This is a genomic window from Deinococcus soli (ex Cha et al. 2016), from assembly GCF_001007995.1.
GTDB lineage: Bacteria > Deinococcota > Deinococci > Deinococcales > Deinococcaceae > Deinococcus > Deinococcus soli.
This window is the reverse complement of record NZ_CP011389.1, coordinates 1598711-1615719: the sequence shown is the minus strand read 5'-3', so window position 1 is coordinate 1615719 and position 17009 is coordinate 1598711. Positions and strand designations below refer to the sequence as shown.

The following is a 17009-nucleotide window of genomic DNA, read 5'->3' as shown; positions in this document are numbered from 1 at the left end:
ACCGTTCATGCCTGCTGTCCCAAGTGAGTCACGGCAGCTGTGCCTGCGCCATAACGATATCGACTATGTCGGCCATCCGGTGCATATCCAGCTCAGAGAGCGTGGGGTGCACCAAAAACATCAGGGAGGTTTCGCCAAGTTCCTGCGCTACGGGAAGGCGACTCTCTGGCCCATACCCGGCATCAGTAAATGCCTTCTCCAAATAGATTTCTGAGCAGGACCCGCTGAAGCACGGTACGCCCTGTCCTGAAATGGCATTCATCACCCTGTCACGGTCCCAACCCTCGGAGAGGCGCTCTGGCCGCACGAACACATAGTACTTATAATATGAGTGATAAAAGTCACTGTCTGGAATAGTGACCCGTAGGGCCTCATGTTTGCTTAAACGGTTCGTAAGGATGTCCGCATTGGCACGGCGCCGCTCAATCCAATCTGGTAACTTGCGCAACTGTAACCGGCCTATTGCTGCCTGAACCTCTAGCATCCGCCAATTGGTGCCGAACGATTCATGAAGCCAACGGAACCCCGGAGCATGCTCGCGGTGATAAACTGCGTCATAGCTTTTCCCATGATCTTTATACGCCCAGGCCTTTTTCCATACCTTTGTGTCGTTCAGGGCTAACAGACCGCCCTCGCCACCCGTGGTCATAATCTTGTCCTGGCAGAATGAGAACGCCCCGGCATGCCCAATACTGCCCACAGGACGACCTTTATAAAACGCACCATGCGCCTGTGCACAGTCCTCAATAACGATCAGATTATGTTGCCGCGCCAGTTCCATGATGCTGTCCATGTCGCATGGCCAGCCTGCCAAATGAACAGCGATGATGGCTCTGGTCCTTTCAGTGACCAGAGGACGTACTGTCTCTGCGGTAATGTTCTGGCTGACAGGATCGATATCAGCAATCACGGGTACGCAGCCACGCATCACCGCTGCACTCGCTGAAGCGATAAATGTCCTGGCTGTCGTGATCACCTCGTCACCCGCTCCTATGCCGAAGGCATACAGGGCCAACTCCAGTGCCAGCGTGCCGTTGTGAAGTGCAATAGCATGCTGAACCCCCAGGTACTCAGCGTACTCACGTTCAAACAGGCGCGCCTCCTCACCGGTCCAGTAATTTACTTTCCCAGACTGAAGCACCTCAGTGACAGCCTGCACTTCATCCTGTTCAAAAAGTGGCCAGCCTTGAAAGGGCAAAACAGTTCGGTTCATATACTGGCTAGAATACGCGCACGACGCACAGATTTGAAAGCCAAGCCAGTGGGTCCATTCATGATTGTTCCCCTGGGAATGCCCGCAATCCGTATAGACGACATGAACATTTTGAGTATGTTACCGTGCACACGCTGTGCCAGTCGCTCAATGAGAACCCCCGTTTAGGGCTCGCGCCATGACCTGTTCAATGGCTCCCAGAGGGCAAAAAATGGAGACGGTATGGCTAGATACCGTCTCCATCACAGTTGAGGCCGACGAGCCGTCCCTGGGCCAAACGGCATTTCAGTGACGTCAAGCGGTGTTCGCACCAGAAGTTGAGTGACGCCCTGCTGGTCGCCCTGTTGCTCAGCCGACTGGTCTTCACATATCCGTTCCTGTCCATCTGGTGGAACGTCCTGAGGGAAGATCGACACGATCTTCCCTCCTACACGCAGGCGTATACCCGGGGACAGCGATGGCTTGAACGACTTGAAGCGGTCACTACCCCGTCACAGTCCTGCACGGAAGTGATCGTCGATTCCATGCCTCTGCACGTCTGCCGACCCAAACGGGGGAGGCGGGGTTCGTTTCCCGGTGCTCGTTGGGGTTCTGGCACGCAGGGCGACGTCTACGGATACAAGTTGCACGCGTGGGTGACCTCTTCAGGTGCCATCGTGCAGTATCTGGGCCGACCAGCCAACTTGCACGACACGACCGTGAGCGACGAGCTCAACCGGCGGTGGCCTGACTTCGGCGGGCCACGCATCATCGGTGATAAGGGGTACTGCTGCCTGGGCGACGTGTTCCCACCGAAGAGCAATACCCGATACGACACCGGGTGGCGGCCAGGCCGCCACCCTCGATTACGAAAACGCATTGAAACGATGTTTTCTGGTTTGGTCGAGGCTCAGATTCGCTCCGTGCAGACGAAAACGTTGCGGTCGCTCCGTCTCCGCGTCGTTCTGGCTGTCCTCGCCCAACCCTAATCGGAGTGGGAAGAATCGGAACCCGTGAACCGCGGCATCGTGGCCTCTCCGGCGGCGCTGATGCCCTCACGCTGGAAGACCTTCTGAACAGTCATCATCAGGATCCTAGCGTCCAGGGCCAACGAGTGGTTCTCGACGTACCAGACGTCACGCTCGAACTTCTCATCCCACGACAGGGCGTTACGTCCGTTGACCTGAGCCCAACCAGTGACGCCTGGCCGGACGTCATGCCGCCGGAACTGACGTTCGCTGTACAGCGGAAGGTAGGACATCAGAAGGGGCCGCGGCCCGACAAGACTCATGTCGCCCCGGAGTACGTTCCACAGTTCCGGCAACTCGTCAAGACTCGTCGCCCGCAACCACCTCCCGAATCGGGTCAACCGTACCGAATCCGGTAGCAGCTCTCCATTGGGGGCGCGTTCATCCGTCATGGTCCGGAACTTGTACATGGTGAACGGTTGTCCTGCCAGCCCAGGGCGCACCTGCTTGAACAGCACTGGACTCCCCAGCTTGAAGCGCACCAGCAGAGCCAGCAGTATCAGAGGACCACCCAGGACGACCAGACCCCCACCGGCCAGCACGGCATCCATCCAACGTTTGCCGCGGTGACGCTCACTCAGCGCCCGCCAATGCAGAAGTTCAGCGTAATAGTCGGCCCAGCGTTGCTGCACGCTTGTGGGGTCGAAGTTCTCGGTGACCCAGCGGCGTCCCGCCTCACCGCGCCGCCGGGTGTCCGCAGGGTCAAGCAGCGCGCTCGTCAGGGCGTCCGCAAGCGCGTCGGCATCACCTACAGGTACACGCCAACCAGTCACCCCGTCCCTGACAGTGTCCTTAGCACCAGTAGTGTTGGTGACGATGCTAGGTACTCCATTTATGGCGGCTTCCAAGGGAACTAGGCCTAAGCCTTCCCGATAGCTGGGGAAGGCCACAACTTTCATCAGAGGGTAGTACGGATAAACGTCAGGCACAAAACCCGTCCGCAGGATCCCCGGTGTCCGCTCGATCAGGTCACGCACCTCAGGTGAAACCGGATCTCCCGGTTCATAGTCACCGATCAGTAGCAGACGGGCGGACGGCAGCCGCTCCTGCACCCGCCTGAAGGCTTCCATTAACTCCGCCATTCCCTTGTCCCGCGTGAAGCGGCCCACAAAACCGATGACCGGTGTATCCTCCCGCAGGCCCAGCGTTGCCCGGTGTGACGCGGTGACTGCCGGGTCGGTTACGCCAGGCTGCCGGACACCATTCGGGCTGCCACTGCCCAGAACCACTGTCTTGTGTGCAGGAGCAAGGCCCAGCTCATTCACCCGTTCCTGCAGGCTGGGACTCATGCACACCACCCGGTGGGCGCAGGCCATCGCGAGACGCTCGGCAGAATGCAGCAGCCGTCCTTTCGGACCCTTCACTGTTTCCAGGCGCAGCCCATGCAGCGTGTAGATCCGCACCGGCACGCGCGCCGCCACCGCAGCCAGACCACCGATCAGGCCCGCTTTCGGTGTGCCCACATTCGTGATACTGGGCCGGAAGCTACGGATGGTCCGGTACATCGACAGGATGCTGTTATTGATAACGGCATAAGTTTGAGTCCATCAAATGCTGAGGCAGGTCGATGTACCGAACCCGTTGCCAAGCCGTCGTCAGCTTCGCTTTCAGCATGCCCACTGAGCGGGCACAGAAGTTCCCCAGCACATTCCGCTTCACGTACGCCCACACCAGCTCGATCGGATTCAATTCCGGAGCGTACGGCGGCAAAAACACCAGCGACAGGCGTTCGTGGCGCTCCACGAACGCCTGGGTTGCCTTCGCTCGGTGAATGCCCGCGTTGTCCAGCACCACCACGATCTTCCCCTGCACATGGCGCAACAGATGCTGGAAGAACCGGGTGACGTCCCCACTCCGGATCGCCCCAGGCTTCGTGTGCTGGAAGAATCGACCGTCCGAAGTGATCGCCCCGATCGTCGAGAGTTTTTCCCAGTTGGCCGGGAGTATGACCAGGGGCGTCACGCCCCTGGTCGACCACGTTCGTCTTCGCACGCCTTTCAGCGAGAAGCCAACCTCATCCAGGTACACCAGGGTGGCGCCCTGCGCGACCTTTTTTTCCCAACTCCGGAGCCACCTGTTCTTTCCAGGACGCGATCCGGAGTTCATTGCGTTCTGCTGCCCGTCCATCCGGCATCTGGGGCGTAAACCCCAGCTGCCGAAGCATTCTCCGGACGTGATCGGGGTGGTACCACACGTCGAAGTGCCGCCCGATCAGGTCTGCGACTCGTCTGGTGCTCCAGGTCGGGTCAGGGAAGCCATGGTGCAGCGCACCCTCCCGCAGGAGGGTGCGGACCTGTTCAAGCTGGGCGGCGGTGAGTCGCGAGGGGCGTCCTGTCGTCACCGTTGCCTGGAGACTGCCGGTGCGCTTCAGACGTTTCTTCCAGTTACTGACGGTGTGTACGGACACGCCGAAGTGATCGGCAATCGCCTGCTGTGAATGCTGGCCCCCTTGAAGCCAGGGGGTCGCCGCCAGTCGACGTTCCTCCAGCTGCGCCCGGGAGTATTTGGATGGATGCCATTCGGCCACACCTCCAGCATACCAGCTCGTATTTACATCGTTATCAATAGTGTATGTCTTTGGGCTTCGTGATTTGTGTGGTAAAAGTTCGCTGATTGAAACATGCAGTTGGAGAAGACGTGCACCATTAGATGAGATGCTCGTCTGTCTTTTAGTTTCCTCTGAGCATGTGAATATTAAAACATTTTTTTCGTATCTATGCATAACTCTCCCTATTGAATACTATTTGAGCTTTTAAAAATAATAAATTTCTTGATGACCTGGGGTTTGCACTGAAATAAGAATTCAGATATCTTTATTTAATTTATTTATAAGACTTGCATATAGTTCATTATGTAGCTCGGAAATACGTTCCAGGCTATATTCTTTGATTTTTGATTTGGCATTTGCCTTGATCATTGTGTAATTATCTGGTTGACTAAAGACTTGATCCATTATTTCTGTTAATTGTTCAATATTCCCGACATCAAACAGCACACCGCTTTGGTCTTCTAATAGATCGACGTTGCCTCGTATTCTAGATGCAATGGGAAGGGTTCCTAAAGCCATGGCTTCAAGAAGACTGCGTGGAAGTCCTTCTTGGCTACTTGCTAAAATAACTGCCAAGCTATTCTTCATCAAATCCGGAATATCGGAACGGTGGCCGAGAAAAATAACTCTATCCTGAATCTTTAAATTAATAGCAAGCTGTTTTATCTCATTTTCAAGAATTCCATCTCCAGCCAAGTATAAATTAAATCCCGTTTGACACTTTGCCAGTGCATTTAGAACGTCTCGATGGCGTTTTCGAGGGATAAACTCGGCGACCATTAAGAAATACGGTGTGTATTTGATTGTAGCTTTGTCCTCGATATCAGAGTATTTTTTTAGATCTATACCAATGCCGGGCATAAAAATAATATTGTCCGGCTCAACTATTTTGTACTTCCGTGCAGATTCCTCGTCAGTTCTGTTGATAACAATTAATTTGTCAGTCCACTTGCCGGCTATGTATTCGGCAATGCCGTATATTAGATTTTTGACTAATGAATTACCTGGAAAAAAATGGAAACCATGTGCGGTATAGACTAGCTTTATTTTAAGTCTTTCCTTAATCCATTTGTCCTTGAGGGCGAATCGCACCATAAAAGCTGCTACAGGTGTATGTACATGGACGATATCAATATTATATTCTATAATCTTGCTTAACAATATGTCTTGAAATTTCCTATAATTGAGAAGAGATTTAAATCCACGCTGTATTGGTAAATCAAATACCTTTGTATACTTAGCCGATACCTTTGAGCTAACTATATCTGATGCGGCAGCAAAGTGATTGAAGTCTTTTAAAGAATGATTAACATCCGCTAAAAAAGCTTCATTTGTTCGAGAAATTGTTGTAACAGTTAAAATATTTCCTTTTTTCATATTATCTCCTTTAAATTAGTGTTATCAGCCCAAGGATATTGGTCGCAAAAATAACAGACCAGATTGAAAGTTTTCTGAGAAACGATAATTTACCTTTTCCTTTTATCGATTTTAGGGACAGTGCATATATGATCGGTGTAATAGCCCACGACGCAAGCAGTATTCTGCTATAGAAGGGCATAAAATTGATAAGCATCCCTATTGAATTAATAACTATATATGCAGTCATGAAGAAATGCGCTTTTTTAAAATCTGCTAAGCTGGATCTTGGTGTGATGAGGTAAGACAGTATTGGCAAAGCGCTAAATATGATAAAATCTATGCGTAAACCGGTTCTAAAGTTGCTTTGGTCGCCTTCTAGATAGGCATTATACTTGGTCGCATCAAATATGCTGCTCAAGGTTGAACTGAAAGATGAGCTAAAAATACCAATAATAATTGACATCAGCCAAATAAATATAATTACTTCTTTTCTTAATTTAAATAGAAATCCTATATAGGATATTATCATAGGGAGATGAAAAGATGCGATGATTGGTAGAATTGCTGGCGCGGTCAGAAAAATTCTTCTTACATTAAAAAAAATGCCCGCAAATAAGAAGCAAATTCCAAGAGCTATCCCCTGACGAAGGCCGTTCGTGTTTAGGCTAAAATAAAACGGGCTTGCTAGAAGTAAAGTTGTGTATAAGATTACTGATGAGTTTCTGAATATGAGTATCCCTGAAATACAAAATAATGTGTTAATCAAAAGGCTGATTGATGCGATGAACACACGAGGATCATTCGAATATACACTGACCATTTTCAAAAATGCAACGAAGCCGGCTTCATATTGCTGCAAAAGATCAGGCCTAAGCTTATGCGTTAAGTAAAGACTCATATATGCTCTAGTATCTGTACCTACAGATGGATCACGATAGGCTATGATATATCCATATATAGCGAACATTACCATACTCATAAGATAAAATACTGGGGCATATGATCTATTTCGTAGCCCTTGAATATTTATTTTTGATGATAGCGCGCCACGTGTCCCGATTGTCACTCTTATCATGTCTCCTAGGTCTGTATATAAGTCTGCCTAATACTCATGAGCAGTTTATTTTTAGTGCTCCTTTGCATTTATTATTATCTGAGCTTCCTCAAGAGAATGACTGTCTTCCGGTTTAGATATTTCATCGTTTCAATAGTCAATGCAATGAAATATTCAAATCTACTAATATGACCTCTTCTGAGAAGCAATAAGAATGCTGCTTTTACTCCTTGAGACATAACTGAGATATCTTGACTGAGGCCAGATGCTCCGTAAGAGGCTTTAAATCCACCTGCAAGAGTAGATTTTATCAATATAAAATCTCCGGGAGAATAATTCGCGATCCAGCAGAAATAATCCTCGCCAAACCTAATATTTTCTGGAAATTTAGTGAAGTTTTCTCGAATTGCCATAACCGTGGGAGTGGAGAAGGGATTACGAAGTAGTAGTTCTTTGCGTTTAATAACTCGAGTCTTGATGCTTTTCGAGACACCATCGAATTTTCCATTAGAAGTATGATTGAATTGATGTCCGGATAACTTCGATCTCAATTCTTCCATAATTGAGTATTGGATTTCTATCTTTGCAGGATGCCAGATATCATCTGAATCCAAGAATGCAATATACTTGCTGGTAGATTCTTCGATGCCTCTATTCCTGGTATACGATGGACCCATATTTTTACTATTGAAGTAAAATTTAACCCTCTCTCGTGGATAGGTAAATTCTTTAAGAATATTTTTTATTTTAATTACTTCGCTGGAGTCTCCTGAGTCGTCGATTATTATTATTTCTGCTACTGGTAAAGTTTGGAAGGCCACTGAATGCAATGCGCGCTTTAAGCTATTGCTAGAAAAATAGGTTGGAATAATTACTGAGACGTCGACATATTGACTTTGGGAGAGCATACAATATTAAATGGATGTCATCTTACTTAATGATGACTGGATTTCGGGAATCTCAAGTAGAACTTTTTCGAGCTCATCCTGATTTAGTTGTTTGGTATTGTGTGAAGTGTAGTCGTCAATATTATTGTCGGTGAAATTATCTTCGGATTGATTCGTATAATCTAGCCTACGATTATCAGCTGACAGGCGAAGATATTCACCTCTATCTTGGGACCTCTGTAATTCTTGACTACTGGCTAATACCTCATAAAGCTTTTCACTATGACGCTCGCCAATCACCTGAATGCCCGTATCGGTATTTGTAATTCTTTGAATGGCGATTGCCAAATTATGTATATTAGAAGCAGGTGCTTTTTTGATAAAAATATCTCCACCTTCGGCGTTTTCGAAGGCTTCGATTACCAAATCGGTTGCTTCACTAAGATTCATCAAGAAGCGAGTCATATTCGGATTTGTGATCGTTAGGGGCTTGCCTTGATTGATCTGAGAAATAAACAATGGGATTACCGAACCGCGGGAGTAAATTACATTCCCATAACGAACGCAGGATATGATTGTTCCTTTGGAGCTGCGGCCACGTGATTGAGCCAGCTTTTCCATAAGGGCTTTGGACATACCCATTGCATTCACTGGTTGTACAGCTTTATCAGTACTCAGGCATACCAGCCGACTAACCTTATTCTCTATTGAAGCTTCTATAACATTTTGACTGCCGATAATGTTTGTTTTGACTGCTTCGAAGGGATAAAATTCACAGGAAGGGACCTGTTTCAAAGCTGCTGCATGGAAAACGTAGTTAACACCATATAGCGCTCTTTTTATAGAGCTAAAATCGCGTATATCGCCGATAAAATATGTAATTCTGGCTTCACCAGAAAATTCGGCTCGTAATAGTTCCTGCTTGAATTCATCTCTGCTAAATACAATGATCTCCTCGCAGTCACTTTTTAAAAGGCGTCTGATCATTTCTTTGCCAAAGGAGCCTGTGCCGCCTGTAATCAGGATGCGTTTGGAGCTGAGAATATCATTCATATTTTTCTCCCTTTTCTGCCATCTGAGTTAGCATATCGTCCCAACTCTTTGCTTTGTAGTCAAAGTCCTTTCTGAACCTATCCGAATTAAGACTTCTGTCGCATTTGAAGTCATAGTCACCATGTATTTCGGTGGAAGTTTTATATAGTATCTTTATCTTATTTAGGAGATCATATTTTGATATCGGACTTGATGAAACATGATATACTCCACCGCGAAAACTATTATTATGTATAATATTATAAATAATTTCAGCCATTTCATTTGTGGTCATCCCTGAAAATATGGCTCGCTTGAAGCCTTTAATTGAACCATTTTGCTTCAAAAACCACTCTAAGAGACTGTCTGATGAAAATATTTCATGCCCAATAATTGAGGTTCTTAGCGTGAGGACATTTGAATTACCCACTTCGCCAATATATTTAGAGATACCGTAAATATCTCTGGCATCCATCGCGTCATCTTCCTTGTAATTCCCCTTATCACCAGAAAAAACGCAATCTGTGCTAATAAGAAGTAATCTAATATTACGATCTTGGCAGATTTTAGACAGATGGTGAGGAAGCTCTGAATTTAAATATATCATAGTGGCAATATCGTTGAACCCACGTTGTTTTATGTAGCCTATGCAATTAACTATGTAGTCGGGCTTGAAATTAGAAATGCATCTTTCCATAGAATCTAGATCTGTGGCGTCTATTCCATAGAATATTTGATATTTTTCGATGTCAAATTTGCCATTATATGAATATGCGCCATCCTTCCTGACTGTGCCAGCGGTTTCTAAGCCTGAATTATGTAAATCAATAAGAAGACGATGTCCTAACATGCCATCTGCCCCAAATATTAAAACCTTCATAGCTGCACCTTCTCCCTGAATGGATGTTCTGCTTTTTGGATTATCCTACTGGTGATTTCTTGAGCACTGACTATGCTACCTAAATACTTTTTATCTGCAACTAGGTCATAATTGCCTTTGCGCATAATTCGATTCATAAGCTGCCTCGCTCTCTTTAAGATATATCCAATGGAGTGATAAGCTAGAATGGGCCAACTAATTTTCTGCCTTTTAAATTCTTGTTGCAAAATTTTTATTGCACTTGGTAGATTATAAATGAGTGTTGCGGCCAGTAGCTTGTCTGAGCTAAAAGACCTGAACAGACTTGACGAAGGGCTTCGTAGCAATACATATGTGCCAGAGAAAGCCCACATAGTTTGAACTGTATATACTTTGGGGAAATTCAAGGGCCAAATCTTAGAAAACGGCCCTAATGGACTATTTTCAAGAGAGCCGATATGCTTCCCGCTTAGGCTGGTGCCTGCTCCACTTCTGGGTGAACTGCCTGGCAAGGTTAATGGAAAATCAACAATGAAGTGCGAGTCGACAATATCAGCTAGTGCTACGGCGGCAGAAATATCAGGGCTTGATCCAATGAAGTAGTCGCCATATTTAAGCTTTACCTCTTTCATTTTCGAAAGTCTGACGACGCCATGGTATATTTTCGGCAATTTATCGAAATCTTGGAACACATTTGAGACTACCCGTTCCAACTCCTTTTTTGCTTCTACCTTGGTGATCCTGCCGGTAAATTTTTGTATAAGTAGGCGATCAGCATCTTGACTTCCGCCAACCTGTCGAGTAACTCCTGGCCAAATGTAACCAGCTCGCAGCAGAGGTGTAATACTATCCACATTATTTTGAAAAGCCCACGACACTGCGTCTAATAATGCTGGTAGTACGGCGTCGTCATCACCTATGATAGTGACATAGTGCCCTGTGGCATGATCCAGGGATCTAGAAAAAGTTTCACAAAAACCACTTACCTTCTCATGAATATATCTTATATTCTTAATTTTGAACTCTTTTATGTCGAAGCTTGATCGGTTAACAGAACTGTCAAAGACTAAAACCTCAAATATATCCTGATGTTCTAATTTTTCGAATGTTCTAAGGCATTCTGCCAGTGTATCGTATCTATCTTTGGTGGGTATGACAATAGTGATAAGGTATTTTTCTACGCCTGACTTACTATACATTTATCTGAACCTCCCTATTAATTTGAGAACTTTGAAGAGTTTTCAAAAAAATGAATATAATTATTACGCTGCTTATAATTAGTAAGAATATATTTTGTCTTATTAATAGATTAGCTAAGAATATGCAACATAAGATGGCCCAGCTGATTGGTGAAGACTTAAATAAGTAGATCATATTTTTATATCCGATGGTTACACATGCCCCCAAAATTAGCGCCAGCGACCATGAGTAGTATACTGGAATTTCGAAGAACAAGCTAGTCGCACCAAATAATATGAGTGTTACTAGAATTGCAATGTTGCCAAAAGTATTCTTCAAGATTTTACCTTGAAAAATGTTTGTAAAGTACCAAGGAGACGAGATCGTATTGAACATCCATCCAATCAAAACTATCCAAAATACAATATATGTATTAGATGTATCAATTATACCGACATAATCCACTATAAATGGTAAAATAAAAGATATGACGATCGAGAATATAAAATAGGCACTTCCTGAAATTAGCGCCAGCTTGGAAATAAAGATTGAGTCGGAGTTCTTAATTTTTTGTGCCAATGCCTGATTGAGCATAATGATGAGAGAATTTAATTGCTGTAACAGCTTATTGATAAGATCAAACAACGGAAGAAGTGCTGGGTGAAAGTAATTTAGTGAGATTTTTATTATAAAATCAAAACTTAGGCTTGGGAGCATCATTATATTATAATTAACTCCCTTTTTAATTATTCCAAAGGGATCAAAGTTGCTTTGCTTCCAGTTTGAGATTATTGGCCTCGATAATATAATAGTGATGAAAACGCTGGAAAGTGTGAACCAGACTATTGGATTGATTGGAGAATTCTTGTTAAATATGGCGAAGCTAAGAAAAATCAGAGATATAGCGCCAGATATTATTGATCTTAAATATGATTTTCCACTGCCATCATAAATTAAGAAAAGCAATCCATTGAGATTTGTAGAGACCAGATATACCGCGCTAATCGTAACAAATTGACTTTCTAGTCCGGGATTGAATGATTTAAGAGCAATTGCGGCTATAAATGCACCAATCGAACTTAGTAAAAATGCAGTCTTGAATCCATCAATCTGCACTTTGGTTCCGATTGTGCTTCCAGCCATAGAATATATGTAATGCCCTACGCCCATGTTGAGAAATTGAAAAGGTATTGCAGCTGATAGAATTAAGATAATTTGATTGAGTCCATCCAGACCCCAGTGTAGTTTTGCAATCTGATATTGAACTATGACAAAAACAGATTGTATTAACATATATACGGGCGTTGCTAGCTGTCTCATTCGACCCTCTGTAATACTTGACTGTATGAAAAGACGATATTTACTATAATTAAATGAACAACTGCGTAACTCAAAATAAGATTTAATAACCGTAAAAGCGAAATGAGGTCTTATGGTCTGCGTAAATTATGCAAAGCTCTTTCGGGTTTAGATTGTCGCGTGCATAGGCATAATTTCGAATAAGCAAAACATTATTCCTGTCTCGGATTGTATGAATAACCACTATACCGCTGCTCGCTGGCCGCCACTTTATTGATGACGACCCCCAGCATATTGAGATTATTCTGCCTGGCGCGGCTGATGGCGGCAGCTGCTGCTGGTAGTGGCGTCTTGTTCGCCTCGACGACCATGACAACGCCGTCAACGTGTTTGCCGATGACAAGACCGTCTGCAAGCGCGAGCAGCGGTGCTGTATCGATCAGAACCACGTCGTAATGGTCCTTCCAGAGTGTCAGGGCGGCACTCAGGTTCGCGCGGTTCAGCAGTTGCAGTGAGCCCGTGATACCGGGGCCGGCTGGAAGCACGTCTACATTGTCCTCAGCACGGAGAACCTGCACGTTCTGCGGGTCCATCAGGGCGTCCTGGGTATTGCGCCCACCACCTTCACCGACCAGCTGCACCCAATTGGTGGCCTGGTCGTACTTCTTCCAGACTTCTCCTTGCGTGCCGCGGCGCAGGTCAAGGTCAACGATCAGGACGCGCTGGTCACTGCTGGCGAATCCATCGGCCAGTGTTGCCGTGAGGCTGCTTTTTCCCTCTTCGGGGGCGGTGCTGGTGATCATGATGACCGGATGCCTGATGTGACTGACAGTGCCCAGCAGGTTGACGCGGAGAAAGCCGACGGATTCGTAGAGGCCGGCGCTGCGGCCTGCACGGACGATACCTGACAGCAGGACGTCCCGTTTGCGAATCCTGGGGACAGAGGCCAGAACCGGAAGTCCAAGATTCAGAACGTCGTCTTCTGAGCGGACCGTCCGGTCCAGGAGGGTCCGGAGCACCGAGTACAGGACGCCCAGCAGCAGCGCGAGGGCAATGGCGATCAGGGCGTTTCTGAGTGGCCTGGGTGATACGGGTGCACCTGGTTGAACGGCAGACGTGAGCGGACTGAGGACCCCGGTAATGGAATCCTGAAGAAGACTGATCTGGATGAGGTTGCTCTGGATGCTGGCCTGCCGATTGCTCAGCACCTGACGCTCCTGCCCGGAGGAGCCTTGCAGTTGCTGCTCGACCTGGGTCAGCTGAGCCTCGAACCCGGCCTGTGCCCGGCGGAGTCCTTCGCGCGCTCGACTTCTGTCCCAGTCGAGCAGTGCCTGACTGATGAGATCAGCCAGCACCTGGGCTGCCTGTGGCGTACGGGCACGCGCCTTGAAGGTATAGGTGCCGTTGCCACCACTGTAGGCCTGCACGTTGGAGACCAGCGTGATGGCGCGCATGCTCTGCAGGCGCAGGTCTTCCTGGAGGGCGGCCACGAGGCGGGAACGTTCGGGTTCCTGCACGGCGCTTGAGGCCTGGAGCTGTTTGACGACCTCTCCGAGCACGAGTGGGCTGACCATGACCTGCTCAATCACGCCGTCTGGCAGCGGGGCTGCGCGGCCCAGGCCATTCAGGAGGTTGCCTGTTTCCTGCGTCTGGGTATTGGTGGAGAGCACGCTGGCGCTCGCCTCATAGATGCTGGGCTGTGAACGCGACCACAGGTAGGCTCCGGTGCCGAGTGCGAGGCTGCTCAGCAGGATGACAGGGAGTCGGCGTTTGACGCCCTGCCATACCACGCCCAAGTCAATCTCATCCTCTTCGGGATGTTCGCGTTTCTGCGGCGCTCTGTAGCGCGATTCGTCGTAGGTATCAGGCATCACGTGTGTTCACTATAAAGGGATGTGGATGAGCGGTAGTGGGCTGCTTTTCCCTGGTGGTGCAGTCAGATGATTCATGATTATGGTGAGTTCGGAACAGGTCAGCTGCGGGTGCTGGACCTCCGTGGCCTGGGGTGGTGAGATGACCATGCACATGAGTCCAGTCCGCAGGAGTGACGGTGGGTGAAGCGCAGAGGCCGTGGGCTGGCGATCATTCCCAGCGGCGGGCAGCAATGAGAAACGCCTCTGCGTTTGCAGAGGCGTTTCTCGCGTGGTGACCCCAACGGGATTCGAACCCGTATCGCTACCTTGAAAGGGTAGTGTCCTAACCGTTAGACGATGGGGCCACACCACTTCAGTTGTCGTCGGCTTGCGCCTTCGCTTCCTGCCTTTCAAGGGGCGCCGTTTCCGGCACGCACAGAAAGATACAGGCTTTGCGTGATTTCGTCAAGCGGTGTGTGCAGGTGCCCTGCATGGCCAGAGAGAGGCGGGGCGGACCGTTGTGGTCGCGCCCCGCCCGGAGTGCGGTTTTTACATGTGCAGCGCGCGTTTATCGGTGGCCAGGGCGGCCTCCTTGACGACTTCACTGAGGGTAGGGTGGGCGTGGACGGTGCGGGCGAGGTCCTCGCTGCTGCCGCCGAACTCCATGATCGCCACGACCTCGCCGATCAGTTCGCTGACGCCGCCGCCGATCATGTGCACGCCCAGCAGCTTGTCGGTCTGTGCGTCCGCGATGATCTTCACGAAGCCGCGCGTGTCGCCGTGGCCCAGGGCGCGGCCGTTCGCGCTGAACGGGAACTGCCCGGTCTTGATGCTCAGGCCCTTCTCTTTCGCCTGCTTCTCGGTCAGGCCCGCCCAGGCGATCTCGGGGCTGGTGTAGATCACCCAGGGGATCACGTCGTAGTTCACGTGCCCGGCCTGCCCGGCCAGCATCTCTGCGAGGGCCACGCCCTCCTCCTCGGCCTTGTGGGCCAGCATGGCACCGCCGATCACGTCCCCGATGGCGTACACGCCGGGGAGGTTCGTGCGGTAGTGGTGGTCCACCTTCACGAAGCCGCGCTCATCCAGCGCGAGGCCCACAGCGTCGGCCCCGAGGCCCTGGGTGTGGGGCACGCGGCCGATGGACACGATCAGCTTGTCGAAGCGGGCCGTAACCTCCTGCTCCTTCTCGGTGTAGGTCACACTGACGCCGGTCTCGTCCTGCTCGACTTTGCTGATGTTCACGCCGAAATGGAAGTCCAGGCCCTGCTTCTGGAACAGCTTCAGGCCCTCCTTGGCAATCGCGTCGTCGGCGGCCATCAGGAAGCCCGGCAGGGCCTCCAGGACCGTCACCTGCGCGCCCAGGCGGCGCCACACGCTGCCGAGTTCCAGGCCGATCACGCCCGCGCCGATCACGCCGAGCTTGCCGGGCACTTCGGTGAAGCTCAGCGCGCCGCTGTTCTCCACGACGTGCCCGCCGAAGGGCGCCAGCGGGAGCGCGCGGGGGCTGCTGCCGGTCGCGACGATCACGTGCTTGGCCTTCACCTCGGTGCCGGCCGCGTCCACGATCCAGGCGTCGCCGTCCTGGCGCACGAGGCGGCCCAGGCCGTGAATGCTGGTGATCTTGTTCTTGCGGAACAGGAACGCCACGCCGCCCGTCAGCTTGTCCACCACGCTCGCCTGGCGCTTGAGCATCTGCGCGACGTCCACGGACGCGCCCTGCACGTTGATGCCGTGTTCGGCGAAGTCATGCTGGAGCATCTCGAACTTCTCGCTGCTGTCCAGCATCGCCTTGCTGGGAATGCAGCCCACGTTCAGGCACGTGCCGCCCAGGGAGCCCTTGCCGTTGCGTTCAAAGGCGTCCACGCAGGCCGTCTTGAAGCCCAGCTGCGCCGCGCGAATCGCTGCCACGTACCCCGCGGGGCCGCCACCAATCACCAGAACGTCGTAAGAATCCATAGCGTCTCTGAGCGTACCACCGCCCTGAAACGCCCAGCGTGACGCGTTCCCCGGTCAGGGACAGCCGCGCCGGGCACGCAATGCACGCAGGTCCCCGCTACACCCGGCGGTAGCGTTTGGCGGGGCGGCCCCCGGTACGGGCGTCGGTGCCCACGCTGGCCTCGCCGGTCTCGACGAGGTGCTCCAGGTACCGCCACGCGGTCACGCGGCTGAGGCCCACGCGGGTGCCCAGCTCGGCGGCGCTCGCCTCGCCCAGGTCGCGCAGAGCCGAGCGCACGCGTCGTAAGGTCTCGCCGTCCAGCCCCGCGGCGTCCGGGGCGGCAGGCGGGGCGAACAGGGCGTCCAGGTGCCCCTGGCGCACGTCCCCCTGCACCCACAGCGCGGCGCGTTCCCGGGCCCGGTCCAGCGCCAGCGTGAAGCGCCCTGGCGTCACGGGCTTCACGAGGTAATCCGCCGCGCCGTGCAGCAGCGCGTCCTGCACGCTGGGCGCGTCGCTGGCCGCCGTGACCAGGATCGCGTCCACCCGCGCGCCACTCATGCGCGCCTCGCGCAGCAGGTCCAGGCCGCGCCCGTCAGGCAGGTGCACGTCCAGCAGCAGCAGGTCCGGGTGCAGGGTGCGCAGCATGGCCCGCGCCACCCGCAGCGACTCCGCCTGCCCCAGCACGGTGAACCCCCCGGCGCGCTCCAGCAGCCGCCAGTGCAGCGCCGCGATCTGCGGGTCGTCCTCGACGATCAGCACGCGCAGCGGTAGGGGAGAGGGCAC

At 50.7% G+C, this 17009-nt stretch carries 13 protein-coding genes, 1 tRNA gene and 1 pseudogene; 1 reads left to right on the top strand and 14 read right to left on the bottom strand.

Annotated features, from left to right (window positions below; all coding sequences use genetic code 11):
* Positions 1-28: 28 nt before the first annotated feature.
* Positions 29-1213 (bottom strand): DegT/DnrJ/EryC1/StrS family aminotransferase, encoded by a 1185-nt coding sequence (locus SY84_RS16240; RefSeq protein WP_081424541.1) that lies wholly within the window; start codon positions 1211-1213, stop codon positions 29-31.
* A 222-nt stretch (positions 1214-1435) separates the two neighbouring features.
* On the opposite strand from SY84_RS16240, the pseudogene SY84_RS16235 reads away from it, so the two are divergent.
* Positions 1436-2181, top strand: a pseudogene (locus tag SY84_RS16235) (transposase).
* Here SY84_RS16235 and SY84_RS17030 read toward each other — a convergent pair.
* The 13 genes from SY84_RS17030 to SY84_RS07935 all read right to left on the bottom strand — a co-directional run bounded on the left by SY84_RS17030 (position 2178) and on the right by SY84_RS07935 (position 17009).
* Positions 2178-3725, bottom strand: a complete 1548-nt coding sequence (locus SY84_RS17030) for a sugar transferase (protein ID WP_081424540.1) — start codon at positions 3723-3725, stop codon at positions 2178-2180. The pseudogene SY84_RS16235 and the gene SY84_RS17030 overlap by 4 nt on opposite strands.
* A gap of 13 nt (positions 3726-3738) precedes the next feature.
* Positions 3739-4747, bottom strand: a protein-coding gene (locus SY84_RS16790; RefSeq protein WP_211117122.1) for an IS630 family transposase whose coding sequence is annotated in 2 segments (ribosomal slippage) — positions 3739-4278 and positions 4280-4747 — 1008 coding nt in all. Because the reading frame shifts where the segments join, the coding sequence is not laid out codon by codon here.
* Between the two features lie 276 nt (positions 4748-5023).
* Positions 5024-6145, bottom strand: coding sequence for a glycosyltransferase (locus SY84_RS16490; RefSeq protein ID WP_046845042.1), 1122 nt, complete (start codon positions 6143-6145; stop codon positions 5024-5026).
* Positions 6146-6155: 10 nt separating this feature from the next.
* Complete coding sequence (locus SY84_RS16215; RefSeq protein WP_081424539.1) at positions 6156-7202, bottom strand: EpsG family protein; 1047 nt, start codon at positions 7200-7202, stop codon at positions 6156-6158.
* Positions 7203-7276: 74 nt separating this feature from the next.
* Positions 7277-8089, bottom strand: coding sequence for a glycosyltransferase family 2 protein (locus SY84_RS16210; protein ID WP_046843580.1), 813 nt, complete (start codon positions 8087-8089; stop codon positions 7277-7279).
* A gap of 6 nt (positions 8090-8095) precedes the next feature.
* A complete protein-coding gene (locus tag SY84_RS07960; protein ID WP_046843579.1) occupies positions 8096-9121 on the bottom strand; it encodes a polysaccharide biosynthesis protein in 1026 nt (341 codons plus the stop codon).
* Positions 9114-9980, bottom strand: coding sequence for a dTDP-4-dehydrorhamnose reductase family protein (locus tag SY84_RS16205; RefSeq protein WP_046843578.1), 867 nt, complete (start codon positions 9978-9980; stop codon positions 9114-9116). The genes SY84_RS07960 and SY84_RS16205 overlap by 8 nt, the downstream gene beginning before the upstream one ends.
* Positions 9977-11158: a glycosyltransferase family 2 protein gene (locus SY84_RS16200; RefSeq protein ID WP_081424679.1), complete on the bottom strand. Its 1182-nt coding sequence runs from the start codon at positions 11156-11158 to the stop codon at positions 9977-9979. Before SY84_RS16200 ends, SY84_RS16205 begins: the two co-directional genes overlap by 4 nt.
* On the bottom strand, positions 11151-12458 hold the full coding sequence (locus SY84_RS16485; RefSeq protein WP_157882927.1) for a hypothetical protein: 1308 nt from the start codon (positions 12456-12458) through the stop codon (positions 11151-11153). The genes SY84_RS16200 and SY84_RS16485 overlap by 8 nt, the downstream gene beginning before the upstream one ends.
* A 191-nt stretch (positions 12459-12649) precedes the next feature.
* Positions 12650-14308 carry an AAA family ATPase gene (locus tag SY84_RS07950; protein ID WP_046845041.1) on the bottom strand — a complete coding sequence of 553 codons (1659 nt, stop codon included), beginning with the start codon at positions 14306-14308 and terminating at the stop codon, positions 12650-12652.
* Positions 14309-14580: 272 nt separating this feature from the next.
* Positions 14581-14655: transfer RNA gene (locus SY84_RS07945), tRNA-Glu, on the bottom strand.
* 184 nt (positions 14656-14839) lie between these two features.
* Positions 14840-16246, bottom strand: a complete 1407-nt coding sequence (lpdA, locus tag SY84_RS07940; protein WP_046843577.1) for a dihydrolipoyl dehydrogenase — start codon at positions 16244-16246, stop codon at positions 14840-14842.
* Positions 16247-16343: 97 nt separating this feature from the next.
* On the bottom strand, positions 16344-17009 hold the full coding sequence (locus SY84_RS07935; protein ID WP_245621431.1) for a response regulator: 666 nt from the start codon (positions 17007-17009) through the stop codon (positions 16344-16346).

Bases quoted from the DNA above. Each gene is read 5' to 3' on its own strand.
- lpdA (WP_046843577.1), bottom strand. From the start codon at position 16,246: ATGGATTCTTACGACGTTCTGGTGATTGGTGGCGGCCCCGCGGGGTAC.
- SY84_RS16240 (WP_081424541.1), bottom strand. From the start codon at position 1,213: ATGAACCGAACTGTTTTGCCCTTTCAAGGCTGGCCACTTTTTGAACAG.
- SY84_RS16200 (WP_081424679.1), bottom strand. From the start codon at position 11,158: ATGTATAGTAAGTCAGGCGTAGAAAAATACCTTATCACTATTGTCATA.
- SY84_RS07950 (WP_046845041.1), bottom strand. From the start codon at position 14,308: ATGCCTGATACCTACGACGAATCGCGCTACAGAGCGCCGCAGAAACGC.
- SY84_RS07960 (WP_046843579.1), bottom strand. From the start codon at position 9,121: ATGAATGATATTCTCAGCTCCAAACGCATCCTGATTACAGGCGGCACA.
- SY84_RS16205 (WP_046843578.1), bottom strand. From the start codon at position 9,980: ATGAAGGTTTTAATATTTGGGGCAGATGGCATGTTAGGACATCGTCTT.
- SY84_RS16485 (WP_157882927.1), bottom strand. From the start codon at position 12,458: ATGAGACAGCTAGCAACGCCCGTATATATGTTAATACAATCTGTTTTT.
- SY84_RS16490 (WP_046845042.1), bottom strand. From the start codon at position 6,145: ATGAAAAAAGGAAATATTTTAACTGTTACAACAATTTCTCGAACAAAT.
- SY84_RS17030 (WP_081424540.1), bottom strand. From the start codon at position 3,725: ATGTACCGGACCATCCGTAGCTTCCGGCCCAGTATCACGAATGTGGGC.
- SY84_RS16215 (WP_081424539.1), bottom strand. From the start codon at position 7,202: ATGATAAGAGTGACAATCGGGACACGTGGCGCGCTATCATCAAAAATA.
- SY84_RS16210 (WP_046843580.1), bottom strand. From the start codon at position 8,089: ATGCTCTCCCAAAGTCAATATGTCGACGTCTCAGTAATTATTCCAACC.